General features: G+C 34.0%; 5 protein-coding genes. 2 read left to right on the forward strand and 3 right to left on the reverse strand.

The features are described from left to right. Positions 1-42 precede the first annotated feature (42 nt). Entirely contained in the window at positions 43-8,262 is an 8,220-nt protein-coding gene (locus BTO05_RS02360; protein WP_087491117.1) for a T9SS type B sorting domain-containing protein, read from the forward strand. A 32-nt stretch (positions 8,263-8,294) separates the two neighbouring features. Beyond that, on the forward strand, positions 8,295-9,284 hold the full coding sequence (locus tag BTO05_RS02365) for a type IX secretion system membrane protein PorP/SprF (protein ID WP_087493263.1): 990 nt from the start codon (positions 8,295-8,297) through the stop codon (positions 9,282-9,284). 7 nt (positions 9,285-9,291) lie between these two features. On the opposite strand, the gene BTO05_RS02370 is transcribed toward BTO05_RS02365, so the two are convergent. The 3 genes from BTO05_RS02370 to BTO05_RS02380 form a co-directional block, all read right to left on the reverse strand. Further along, on the reverse strand, positions 9,292-10,962 hold the full coding sequence (locus tag BTO05_RS02370; protein ID WP_087491118.1) for a patatin-like phospholipase family protein: 1,671 nt from the start codon (positions 10,960-10,962) through the stop codon (positions 9,292-9,294). A gap of 185 nt (positions 10,963-11,147) precedes the next feature. Beyond that, positions 11,148-11,702: a hypothetical protein gene (locus tag BTO05_RS02375; RefSeq protein ID WP_087491119.1), complete on the reverse strand. Its 555-nt coding sequence runs from the start codon at positions 11,700-11,702 to the stop codon at positions 11,148-11,150. A gap of 83 nt (positions 11,703-11,785) precedes the next feature. Next, positions 11,786-13,633 (reverse strand): adenylate/guanylate cyclase domain-containing protein, encoded by a 1,848-nt coding sequence (locus tag BTO05_RS02380; protein WP_087491120.1) that lies wholly within the window; start codon positions 13,631-13,633, stop codon positions 11,786-11,788. Between the last annotated feature and the right edge of the window lie 29 nt (positions 13,634-13,662).

The raw sequence follows: 13,662 nt of genomic DNA on the forward strand, positions 1-13,662 counted from the left end.
CCCAAACTAGATAGAAAACCGAAGAATTAAAATATAATTATCATGAAAAAACCTACTTTTTCTAGCATAGCCAGTACGCTAATTACCGTACTCGTAGGCATCTCCTCGTACGCACAAAACTATGTGCCTTTTACACCACGATTTAATCAAGATTTAAAAGGAGATATTGTTTTGATTGGTAATAATATCCTTGGCCCAAATAATAATGCTTTTAATGATAATTCGGTATATAATCATAATGTCGACATGCAGTATATCGATATTGATGGTGATGCGAGCACATTTAGTTCTTCGAGTTCAGATTTAGTAATACCAAATCCAAATTGTTACGAAATTATTTATGCAGGTTTATATTGGGGTGCAGTAAATCCAGGAGATGAGCCTATTACTGAGGTTAAGTTTAGAGGTCCAACTGGTGGATACAATGACATCACAGGAACAATAATATATGATGCCAATGGTGCATCAGTAGATGGTGGCGATAGTTTCTCTTATGCTTGTTTTGCGGATGTTACATCAATAGTTACAAGTTTTGGTGCAGGTACAGATTTAGGAACTTATACAGTAGCTAATGTTTCTTCTGGGGTTGGAGAAACTGCAAATTTCACACCTTTTAATGGAACAGGACAATCAGCAGGTTGGTCGTTATTTATTGTATATGAAGACCCAACACTTCCTGGAAAATCAATAACTAGTTTTGATGGTTTTAGTGCCATTAGTGTTCCGGGAAATAACGAAACTTTAGACGTACCTGTTAGTGGATTTAGAACAATACCTGCTCCTGCTCCCGTTAGAGCAAATTTTGCATTTGCAACGCTTGAGGGAGATAGCCCAATCCTTGGAGATCAATTATTACTTAATGGTATAAATTTGTCAACTGCAGATAGACCTCAAACAAACTTTTTCAATAGTTCTGTAACACAATTAAGCGCTTTGCCTGTTAATAATAGAGTACCAAATAGTACAAATACGTTAGGTTTTGACACTGGTATTATGGCTGTACCAAATCCAGGTAATACAGTAATAGCAAATGATGCAACAGATGCAGTAATAACTCTTGAAACTGAAGGCGATACTTATTTTCCATATTTTTTCGCTTTTGCAGTAGATATTATAGAGCCAAATATTGTACTTACAAAAATTGTTGAAGATGATTTGGGAGCAAATATTGGTGGACTTGGTGTTGGTTTGTCAACACCTCTGAATTATGTTATTGGATTTCAAAACACAGGGAATGATAATGCTACTAATCTTCAAATTAGAGATATACTTCCAATAAATATTATTTACAATCATCCTACAGATTTAGTGCTTCCACCAGGAGTTACGGTTAATAGTTATAATCCTGTCACGCGAGAATTAATATTTGATGTAGAGGATTATTTAGTTGAAGAAAATGATCCAGTTTATGAGATAAGAATCGAAGTGCAAACTGTAGACTCTTGTCAACAACTCGCAGATGCCTGTTCTAATATTATAAATAACCAAGCATTTGCTACGTATAATGGGTTCTTTAATCCTACGTTTCAGATTACCGATGATCCAAGTGTTAATAGCAACACAGGATGTTTACTAACACCTCAAGTTACAAACTTCCTCATTAATCTTGATTGTACTTTTGAAGAGGATCAGATATTGTGTGGTTCTACTCTTGATTTAACTGCAGCAAATGGCTATGATTCATACTCATGGTCTACAAGTCCTACAGGTACGCCAGTTATTGGCAATACACAAACTATAACTGTTACAGCAACAGGAACGTATTACTCTTTTAATACAGCATTAGCACCTTGTCAATCTATTGAGCAAGTATATAATGTTGAATTGTTTGGTGGTACAACTACAAATCCTGTCATTCCTTTTGCAGACGAAGTTGTTATTTGCCCTAATGACGGTAAAGAATTACCTAATATTTATTTGTGTGGTTCAGAAGATTTTGTAAATATAGACACTAATATTTCTGGCGCCGAATCTATTATATGGCAGCAATTAGACGAGTCTAGTTGTCCAGCAGTTACAGATACAGATTGTGCAAATGAAGATAATGCGTGTACATGGAATGAAGTTGCAACTGGACCTGATTTTGTAGCTGATACAGCAGGACAATTTAGGTTAACTATTAATTATCAAGGTGGGTGCTTTGTTCAGTTCTATTTTAATGTTTATGAAAATCTCTTAAACCCTACAGTAGTAGCAGAAGACATCATTTGCACAACTCCAGGGAGCATTACTATTAATGACGTGCCTTCTGGTTATGAGTACAGTTTAGATGGTATCACTTACCAAGCAAGCAATATATTTTCTGTTACATCTCCTGGAACATATATAGTATACGTTAGACAGATAGGTATAGACACTAATCCATGTATTTTTACAGTTCCTGATGTACAAATAAGAGAACGTGATTTTACTGTCTCTACAGTTGTAGCTCAGCCATTTTGTAACGGAGATAAAGGAAGTATCCAAATTTCAGCAAATGATGTAGAACCTCAATATACATTTGAAATATTTCAAAATGGAACACTAGTAAATAGTGTTGGGCCTATCATTGAAAACACATATATTTTTGAAAATCTAAATACTGGAACATATACTGTTACAGCTCTGACTGAAGATGGCTGTACTTATTCTGAAGACATTACAATCACTGAACCTCCTTTATTAACAGTGACTGCTGCTTTAACGACACCTTTAACATGTACAGATGGTGAGATTACGATTTATCCTCAAGGTGGAACAGCGCCTTACTTCTACTTTATAAACAGTACAACAGATTTTCAAACGGTACCAGAATATATGGTAACAGCAACAGGAACTTATGATATTACAGTAATCGATGCAAATAATTGTACTGCTACAACATCGGTAACAGTTGATACTGTGCTTACACCCGATTTTATTGTAAACACGACTGATATTTTATGTCCAGGAAATAATGACGGAGATATAACTATTACTGTAATTAATACGAACGGAAATTCAATTCGTTATAGTATAGATAATGGTATTACATACTCAAACTCACCTATATTTACAGGATTACCGGCAGGTAATTACAATGTTGTTATAGAGTATACATTTGGAGGCTCAATTTGTACTACAAATCCACAGCAAGTCACAATAAATGAAAATGCACCTATTACTGGTAATGCTGAACTTTCTGCTCCTTTTACTTGTACAGATACAGGTACTATAACTGTGACTGGAGTTTCTGGAGGAGTAGCCCCATATTCGTATAGTTTAGATGGAATTAATTTTCAACCTAGTGCTGTTTTTACTGGTTTGACCCAAGGCAATTATACCGTTACAATTAATGATGCTAATAATTGTGGATTAATAACGAATACAATCACAATCCAACCATTAAATCCGCCTACAGATTTAGAGTTTGACAACTCGCCAATTGATTGTGCTACAAATACAACATCAATAACTATTACAAATACAATTGGTGGGACTGGTACTTTAGAATATCAAATAATTGCTCCAGCTTCAGCAGTAACACCTTATCAGGCTTCTAATATATTTTCGGGCTTAGAACCTGGTACATACACATTTCAAGTAAGAGATGAAAATAATTGTGAGTATGCAGAATCTTATACAATAGCGCCCTTACCTATTTCTACAGTAAATGTTGTTTTAACTGAAGGGTTAAACTGTACAGCTACACCAGATGCAATTATTACAGGAACAATTACAGGAACAGGGCCATTTACTTATGCTGTTTCTACAAATGGAGGTACTTTTTCTCCTTTAGGAAGTACAGGAAATTCCTTTACATATTCAACATCTACTGCTGCTGATTATCAATTTGAAATCACAGATGGAAATGGATGTTCTGTTTTATCTTCTGTAATAACAGTAAACCCTATAGTTCCTCCAGCCTTAAGTGCTGTTGTACAAAGTGAAAATATTTTATGCAATGGAGATTTAAATGGAGCAATTGATATTACAATTGATACTTCAGTTGGTACTCCTCCATTTATTATTAATGTAAATAATGACACATTAGGAACTAACTTCGGAAATCAAACTACTAGTTTACCTGCTGGTGATTACACTGTAACAATCACTGATGCTAATTCATGTACAGCTTCAGAAAATATAACAATTAGTCAACCCAATGCTATTATAGTTAACCATAGTACTATAGACATAACTTGTACAGCAAGTGGAGTTTCCCAAGGCTCTGTGATTATAGATTCTGTAAGTGGCGGTATAGCTCCTTATAATTATTTTGTGACTGGTACAAATGGTTATTCTAATTCTGAATTAAATTCTGCTGGAACGACTTCAGTAAGTTTTGATGTAGTAGATTTTGGCTTGTATCAAATCAATGTCGTTGATGCAAATGGATGTTCTGTACTAATACAAGATGTATTGGTTGCTTCGCCTCCATCGGATTTAGATATTACAATAACACCAACAGTTAATTGCTCTACTGGTGGTGAAGCAACTATTGCGGTTAGTTCTGCATTAAGTAGTTCAGGACCTTTTTGGTTTTCTATTTATCAAGAACCGTTTGTGCCCTATTCTGTTGGTGACCCAAATTGGTTAGCTGAAAACCCAGCAGGTAGTGCTTCAACTATTTTTACAGGTTTAATTCCTGGGGTGCAGTATACATTTGTGGTTTATGATAGTGCGACAAACTGTACCTATTACGAAACATCAACTGCTTCAATCCCTACAAACTCTACATTGACGTTAAGTGCTTTTGGGAGTAGTAATATTACTTGTACAGGCAATACTGATGGTAATGTGTCTTTTACTGTTGAAAGTACATATGCATCTAATGTTAATATCAGTTATCAGGTTTTTGAGTCACAATCTTTAACACCTATTGGAGCTATAGGAACAGGTACAGTTCCTGGTAATGGAAATTTGGTAGTTACAGATTTTGAAAATTTACCTTTCGGAAATTACTTTGTAGCAATCACTGAAACTTCAGGACCAAATGCTGGATGTGGTATTGTAACAACACCTTTTAATATAACAGAATCTGAGTTTCCTTTAGATTTATCAGTTTCGGTAATCCAAAATGCGAACTGTAATGTTAACTCTGGAATCATTTCGGCTGTTGCTGAAAATGGAACTGCCCCATATTTATATCAAGTAACAACTACTGCAACGGCACCACTAGCTACAGATACTGGATGGAATTCTGCTAGTACGTTTAACTTGGATGCTAACACCTATTATATACATACGTTAGATACTTATGGCTGTATTGTTTCAAGCCCAGCAACGGTATTACCTATGAGTGATTCGCCAGTTATTACAGCAACAATTAATAATGATTGTGTTGATATTGATGGAACATTTCAAATAGATGTAAACTTAACAACAATCGGAACTGCGCCATATAGTGTTAGTATTGATGGTGGTGCTTTTCAAACGCAGAGCTTCCCTTTTACAATTCAAAACTTATTCGCAGGGAATCACACTGTAGAAGTCAATGATGTAAATGGTTGTGGCAATTTAGTGTCAGTAGATATATTACCTATTCTAAATATAACACCTGAAGCTACTGCTTTACCTACGTGTAATAACGATGACGGAGAAATTGTAGTATCACCATCAGGTGGTTCAGGTACATTTGTATATAGTGTTTTACCAAATAGTCCATCAATAAGTATTGCAGGAAATGTTATTTCCGGTGTGCCTTCAGGATTATATGATATTACAATTACTGATAGTGTAACAGGCTGTACCGAAGAAGTATCTGTTTCACTACCAGAAGCCGTTGCTCCTACATTTGATTTAACACCAATTTCACTAATATGTTTTGGAGACAATAGCGGAAGTTTTGATATCAACATTACTAATTATAACGGTACATATACATACGAAGTAATAGATGACACAAATGCATCAGTATTTGGAGTTGTTCCAGCTAATACAACTACAAATCCATTGACTGTTAGTGGGCTAAATTCAGGCACATATGCTGTTACAATTATTCAAACTGAAAGCCCATTTTGTTCGTCTACAGCTGAGGTAATTATTGGCTCTCCGACTGAAGAATTATTACTGGATATTACAGAAACTTCGAACGTAACTTGTAATAACAATATTGGCGTCATAACAGCAGTTGCAACTGGTGGTTGGGGCAATTATGAATACGAATTAACAGGAGATGCAACTGTTGCATTTTCACCAAATGGAACATTCCCAAATTTATCTGCTGGGAATTATACCGTAAATGTTAGAGATGCTGAAGGTTGCGTTGTATCAGAATCTATAACTCTAGAAGAACCAACACCAATTGATGCTGTATTTACACCGAGTACTAATCTATTAGCATGTTTCGGAGATTCAAACGGAAGTATTTCTATCACCAATGTTACTGGTGGACAAGGTAGTAATTACAGTTATACTTTAAATATGACTACTCCAGTTGTAACGACTTCTGGACCACAAACTTCAAATGTATTTGATGGCTTATCAGCAGGAACGTATTCGGTTACAATAAATGATGGTTTTGATTGCCAAATGACATCTATTGATTTTGTAATTAATGAACCATCACCAGTGACTGCAAATTTAGTTAGAGCGTCATCACAAACTTGTTTGGTAGAGTCTACATTGACATTAAGTGCTTCTGGCGGTAACGCACCATATTCATATAGTGTAGATGACTCATTTACAACAGTTTTAGGTGCATTTAATTCATCAACTACTTTTAGTGTTCCTGCAGGAAATTATTCGTATTTCGTGAGAGATGCAAATGGTTGTATTGCCACAATATCTAATGCTATTGATATCGAACCATTACCAGATTTAGATGTAGCGCTGGCATCGTCAAATCCAACTATAAATTGTGCAGGAGATAATACTGGAAACATTACTGCAAGTGCTACTGGTGGTTTAGGAAATTATAGTTATACACTTCAGGATACATCTGGAAACACAATAAACGCTACACAAAATACTCCAGGTTACTTTACCGAACTTGTTGCAGGTAATTATGTTGTTGTGGTTCAAAGTGGCGATTGTACAATAACATCGTCTGCAATACCAATTACAGAGCCAAACACCATGCTAGAAGCTACGCCAGTTGTGACTAATGTGACTTGTGCTGGTACTAACAACGGAAGAATAGAAATCATTGCTACTGGTGGTACAGGAATTATCAAATATGCCATTTCTCCTCAGCTAAATCAATTTTTTGATACCAACAACTTTGAAAATTTAGAACCTGGTGAGTACGATATCATTGTACAAGACGAATTAGGTTGTTACCTAACGTTTACAGAAACTGTCACAGAACCTGTTCAGGTATTATTGTCGATTGTGCCCAATTCAATTTTACCTGAGGTTTGTGATGGTGATTTAGATGGTGCCTTTAGTATTGATATTTCTGGTGGCACAACACCATACAGCGTAAGTTTAGATAATCCCGATGGACCTTATCTTACTGGTATTGTAGGACAAACTATTTTTGATTTTGATAATATTGGCGGTGGCGATCACATCGTATATGTTAGAGATGCCGAGGGTTGTGAGTCCGAATGGAATATTACGTTTCCGCCATCAGCTAGGATAAATCCTGAAATTGAAGTGCTTTATGACTGTAGTCAGAATGCTCAAATTAATACAGTTACTGTAACAGTTGATGAAGCGATTACTGACATGTCAGAACTAGACTTCTCATTGAATGGAGGTCCATATCAAGCGAGTAATATATTCACAGACATTCCCGTAGGAACAAATAATTATATAAATGTTAGACATAGTAATGGATGTATACAAAGTACTGAGTTGTTTGATATGTTAGATTATGAACCTGTTGGATTAACACTTACAGATGGTCAAGAATTAAACCAAATTGTCGCAAATGCATCTGGTGGTACAGGAGAATATACCTTTACTTTTAATGAAGAAGATTATGGTGAAGAAAATACTTATGATATTACCCAATCTGGAATATTTATAGTTACCGTTACTGATACAAACGGTTGTACAGCAACTGTACAAATCGAACGTGAATTTATTGAAATCTGTATTCCAAATTACTTTACACCAAACGGTGATGGTACTACTGATACTTGGGCTCCAGGTTGTGTAGAGAATTATCCAAATTTGGAGTTTGACATATTTGACAGATATGGTCGTAAAGTAGCCACTTATAGAGTTGGCGAATATTGGGATGGTAGATACAATGGTACCGAACTTCCAACAGGAGATTATTGGTTTGTCGTTAGACCTAACAGCGATGAAGTTACTCGTGATTTTGTTGGACATTTTACACTATATAGATAATGCCCCAAGCCTATCTAAAACAAGACCTTAAGATGAAAAAAACTATACTATACCTACTACTAACATTTGCAGCATATAGTCATGCACAAGAATTAAACTTACCTGTATTTACCCAATATCTTGCAGATAATGAATTTGTTATTTCTCCTACTTTTGCAGGAATAGGTGATAACATGAGAATTAGAGCCAATGGATTGACCCAATGGGTTGGTATTAAAGGTGCACCTGATAATCAAGCATTATATGCTGATTTTAGAATCTCTAATCGCTCAGGAATTGGCGTAAGTGCATACAATGATAAAAATGGAAATACGCGTCAAAAAGGCGTCAAATTCTCGTTTGCACATCATTTGACTTTAGACTACACATCAAAACAGTATTTATCATTTGGTATTTCTTATAACATCAATAGTTTTAGGATTGATATCGAAAATTTTCAACCAACACCAGATATTCCTATTGTAGACCCAAGTATTATCGATGACAGAGCACAATCCAATAATAACTTTGATGTCGGTTTATTGTACCGAAATAAGAATTTCTACTTTAGTTTTAACGCAAATAATTTATTAGAAAAAGATGTAAATCCGTTTTTGGGTGTTGAGCCTAATAGTTTATTAAACTTTCAAGCATATACAGGTTTAATTATGGGAAGTAAAAACAATAATCGCGTTGAGTATGAACCATCTGTATTTTACCAGCGTTTTAATAGTGATGGACGTTCTAGTACTGATATCAATTTTAAATACCGAAAATTCACCAATCGCGAAGGTGATTATTACTGGCTCGGTGGCTCATACCGTTTTTTAAATGATCAAATCGGTAAACCATTGAATATTGGTCCAATGGCAGGTATTATGATGAATAACTTTTACTTTGCGTATTCTTATCAAATCACAGTAAATGATTTAGCAGCATACAACTCGGGAACACACGCCATAACTATTGGTATAGATTTCTTACAAAATGCTAGTAATTGTGCTTGTACAACTGGTGCACGTAAGTATTGGAAGTATAGGTAATACTTATCTATTTTAGTTCATCAACCAACCAAAGCGGTTTATCATTAAAAGCCTTCCAATCTTTCTTTAAAGTTTTATAAAGCTTATCGATTTCAGTAAAATCTTCAATAATACTATTCTCACCTTTTTTAAGTTCTAAAATATAATCCATCAATTCATAGCACGCTGTAAATTGTCCACAAGCAATCAGTGTTTCCATTCGGTTTTTGGCGATGTCTGTTTTGTCCCACCATAATGTTGTTGGCGTTTCGGAAGCTGTCAAACAAACACTTTCGAGACTTTTACTTGCTTTTGGTATTTTTGAGTTGGTAGTATTTTTACTATAAGGTGTTTCTTGACCATTTAATTTATAAACAGTTGTTGTAATTCGTCTGTTATTTAACGAAGACTTAGAGTAAAACAAATCATAATTTAAACGGCGCATTTGTTTTAAAAACACATCATTAATCATAGTCATTGCAGAGGTTAATCGGTCGGTTAGCATGCGTTGTACTAAACTAATATCTAACTTTTGGAAGGTTAGTATATCATCCAATAGAGGTTCTGGTACGTTCTTTTTAAATAATCGTTTTATACGTCCTAAAACAGAAGTTTTAATTACGGATGCTACCAATCCAAAAACGGTTAATAATAACCCGACTCCAAAAATAGCACCACCAATAATGTTAAGACTGGTATATGACTTAGACCATATAAGGTCGATATCATTTAAGACCAATAGTAGTAAACCAATTAAAAGTAGTATCCAATACAAAGGCTTTATTGTAAAATATTGTAAAGCCTTATTAATGAGGTTTTTTACCGTAGAATTCTTCCCTATTGCATTTGTGTCTTGTTGCCAAGGTTTCATTTTATAACTCCCAACATCATTGACCATTATTAAATCTAAACCTTTGTCTTTTCTGGTTAATCGATTATCGATAAGCATCATGCTACCAATACCTTGATTGTCTGCAATACCACCATCCATGATGCCAACACCATCAATAAAACGCTCTAAACCTTTTAGGTTTTTATAATCCACAGATTGATGATTTTCAAAATAATCATCAGGAAAAACCAAAGGTTCAAACCCAACAGGAAAACAAGAGGAAGACGCAATAACATCTCCTAATTTTATTTGATGGCTTAAATCCTTAACCACACTATTATTTAAAGGTTTATTACCAAAATCACCACTATTTTGAAAACGGTAGGTTAATCCAAATGAAAAATCTGTAGCATTAAAGCAAACTTGTTCTAGTTGTTTGATTTTACTTTCTTCAAAATATTCAAAACTACCGCTAAAAACAGGCATTTCTGCATATGTTAATGCAAATGCATTGATAAGCGAACGCTTTTTAGTTGTGTTTTCCCAAACGGCATCATCTTCAAGTTTTGAAATTGCCGTTTCTAGAAGTTTATCATTATCTGGAGTGAATGTATTGTAGAATGTTTTAAAAAAAGTTTTAAAATTATAATCATCTGCTTGAACAGCTTTTGCATAGGCAACAGCTAATAAGGTACCACCACTTACACTACTTAGGGCTTTTACTTTAGATAATAACGATTGACCATCATAAGCAATATTGTCTAGATATGAGACAATACCTAAAGCAAAAAAAGTAGCACGATAACCACCGCCACTAAAGCATAGTCCAATATTATTAAAAGGTTGAAATTTATCTGTTGTTTCCATATAGAGAATTTCATTTTATTAGAATATAAATAATCACTACCCAGAATAAAAATGGGTATCTCTTAAGGGAATTAATTGAATGTAATAGCTTCTTTAATAGGGGAATTTAAATGTACGAAACTTTTATGAAAGAAAAAGCTTACTATGAAGTAGGCTTTTGTGTAATCTATAAATAAAAATTAGCTTTAGGACTTAATTCTGATTTTTGGGTCAATAGTATATGGCCCAAAGACAACACCACCTCGCTCGATAGTAACTTCTAAGTCATATTTATATTCTATATCTGTTGGGTCATTATCTACAGCAAGAATAATAATTTGTGGCACACCATAATCTACAGATCCACTAGGATTATAATAATCCGTAGGCTCTCCATTAGGCACTACTAATTGTAAATTTGAATCAGCACTTAATAAATTATTATCAAATCCATTTTCGTTAATTTCTTCGTCAAAAACTACTAGAAAATCATAGATAAAAATATCCGTCGGTAATAACCCATCAGGTCTTCCTAAGAACAACCTTTCATTAACTTCTAATTCGGTAGTATAATTATCAGATACGACTCCGTTAAAAGTAACCAATGATGTAATATCAGTAAAGGCTGGTAAAGCAATTATAGCATCTACATCAAAACTGACTGCTGGTGTATCATCCTGAAGCTGTACAGAATCATCATCTCCACATGAAGATATAGAAATTGCTAAAATAAAAATAAAGAGAAATTTTAAATTTTTCATTTTGTAGCTTTTGGATTAATTGATTAAGAATGCTAATATAAAACATATTCTATTGGGAGATAAAAGATGTATAAATTATATAGTTAATTTTTATAATCAACAAAATACATTTCAACTTCACCTTTTCCTTTGACTTCTATTGCACCACGAGAGGTTAATTTAAACATATCATATTCCTTGAGTAGCTTAAAGGTGTCTTCACTAACGTTTACTCTACCTACAACACTAGAGCTTTCCATACGTGCAGCTATATTAACTGCATCTCCCCAAATATCGTACTGAAACTTTTTTGTACCAACCACACCTGCTACAACTGGTCCCGTATGGATACCAATTCTGATATCAAATTTTGCTAGATTGTGATTTAGATTTCGCTTTGTCTGTTTAACAAACTCTGCAATCTCTAAACCTGCTTGTGCAACCTTTGCTGCTTGATGGTCTATGTAGTGAGGTAAACCACCAGCACACATGTATGCATCACCAATTGTCTTTATTTTTTCGAGCTTATATTTTTCGATAATTTCATCGAATTTAGAAAAATAGTAATCAATACTTTTCACCAATTCTTCAGGAGTTAGTAATGATGCTTGAGATGTAAAGCTTTTGAAATCTGTAAATAAAACTGAAACATGGTCAAATTGTTTTGCCTTTACAGAGCCATATTCTTTAAGCTCTTCTGCAGTCTCATCAGGTAAAATATTGGTTAGTAATTCTTCGGAACGTTGTTTTTCATATTCAATAACACCTTTCTGCTTTTCAAGAATTTTACTTTGTTTGAGGAATTTAAAGGCTAAAAATCCGATGATTAATAACCCTATTGAAGCAACGATTATGACTATAAGTTGACGTCTTTTATCTTCTTCTAACTGTTTAGCTTCATCTTCAGAATCTTTTACTGCATTTTCAGTACGCATATTATTACGCTTTTGTAGTGTAGCTATATTATTAACGCTGTCTCTGTACTTGATGCCACTTTTATAATACGAATAAGCTTGTTTTAAGCTTCCTCTATATTCGTATAAATCAGATAATTTCAAATAGCTATTACTGATTTCATTCTTTAAACCATGAACTTTTGCCAAATCTAAACTTTGTGCTTCATAGTCTAATGCTTTTTTTATGTTTCCAGTATCTTTATAGATATCTGACATTGCAGATAAATACTCACAAACGGCGGAATAAGCACCATATTCTGATAAAATTTTTATAGCCTCATTTAGGTTTTTTTCTGCGTTCTCGTTATCGTCTTTTGCTGCATATATTAATCCAAAATTGCCCATGCTAAAAACAAGACCTATTTCATTGTCTATTTCTTCATAAATTTTTTTAGCTCTATTGTTGTAATGAAAAGCAGAATCAATTTCTCTAATTTTAAGAAATTCATCACCAAAATTATACAATGCAGCAGCAAGGCTTTCGGGTTTATCTATGGTTTCTAAAATCTTTAAACTCTCTCGATAATATTTAAATGAGGATTCATAATCTTCTATTATAGAATAAGTATCAGCAATAGCTAAATCTATTTCTGCTTCACGTCTTATAAATTTCTTATTGTTTTCTTTATTATCTTTTGCAATTTTTGAGGCATCAAAATAACTTTCTAAAGCTTTGGTTAAGTCGCCTTTTGCCTGATATGCATAACCCTTTTGCAAATAACCTGTCGATTCAAGCATTGTAGAGTCAAGTTCTTTTGCTAAAACGATGAGCTGCAAACTGTACTTTAATTGCTTATCGTAGTCTGTTTCTTCTACAACTATAAGGCCGAGTAACTCAAGCTCTCTAGTTTTGTCAAAATCTCCTGACTTTAATATATCTTCAATACTATCACTTATCTTTTGATTCTGCGAAAACCCTGATAATACAAAACAAGTAAAAAAGCCTATTAATAAATAGGCTCTTTTTATGGTCTTTATGTTTTTTAAAAAAATCAATTAATTAGTGATGAAGCTGAATTCTAATT

This window comes from Winogradskyella sp. PC-19, from assembly GCF_002163855.1.
Taxonomy (GTDB): domain Bacteria; phylum Bacteroidota; class Bacteroidia; order Flavobacteriales; family Flavobacteriaceae; genus Winogradskyella.